Source organism: Paenirhodobacter ferrireducens, from assembly GCF_004022265.1.
In the GTDB taxonomy this organism is placed as follows: Bacteria; Pseudomonadota; Alphaproteobacteria; order Rhodobacterales; family Rhodobacteraceae; genus Rhodobacter; species Rhodobacter ferrireducens.
Window position 1 is genome coordinate 1 of the sequence record NZ_SAVB01000059.1, and the last position, 784, is coordinate 784.

The window sequence follows — 784 nt, forward strand, 5'->3', positions numbered from 1 at the left end:
CATGAACAAGTGGTACGGCGCGTTTCACGTGCTGCGCGACGTGAACCTGACGGTGAACCGGGGCGAGCGGATCGTCATCGCCGGGCCCTCGGGCTCGGGCAAGTCGACGCTGATCCGCTGCATCAACCGGCTGGAAGAGCATCAGTCGGGCAAGATCATCGTCGACGGCACCGAGCTGACCTCGGATCTGAAGAACATCGACAAGGTGCGCTCGGAAGTGGGGATGGTGTTCCAGCACTTCAACCTGTTCCCGCATCTGACGATCCTCGAGAACTGCACCCTCGCGCCGATCTGGGTGCGCAAGGTGCCGAAGAAGGAAGCCGAGGAAACGGCGATGCATTTCCTCGAGAAGGTGAAGATCCCGGAGCAGGCGCACAAGTATCCGGGCATGCTCTCGGGCGGGCAGCAGCAGCGCGTGGCGATCGCGCGCTCGCTGTGCATGCGGCCGCGGATCATGCTGTTCGACGAGCCGACCTCGGCGCTGGACCCCGAGATGATCAAGGAGGTGCTCGACACGATGATCGAGCTCGCCGAGGAGGGGATGACGATGCTGTGCGTGACCCACGAGATGGGGTTCGCGCAGGCGGTGGCGAACCGGGTGATCTTCATGGCCGACGGCCAGATCATCGAGCAGAACAACCCCTTCGACTTCTTCAACAACCCGCAGTCGGAGCGGACGAAGCAGTTCCTGAGCCAGATCCTCGGGCATTGAGGCCGGGGCAGGGAGGGGGCGCTGCCCCCTCTGCGCCTGTGGCGCATTCACCCCCGAGGTCTTTGGGCCAAG

1 protein-coding gene is annotated in these 784 nt (G+C 63.9%); it reads left to right on the forward strand.

The annotated features are described in order from the left end of the window. The first annotated feature begins 1 nt into the window (after nt 1). A complete protein-coding gene (locus EOW65_RS19840) occupies nt 2-712 on the forward strand; it encodes an amino acid ABC transporter ATP-binding protein (RefSeq protein WP_164880184.1) in 711 nt (236 codons plus the stop codon). Nucleotides 713-784 lie beyond the last annotated feature (72 nt).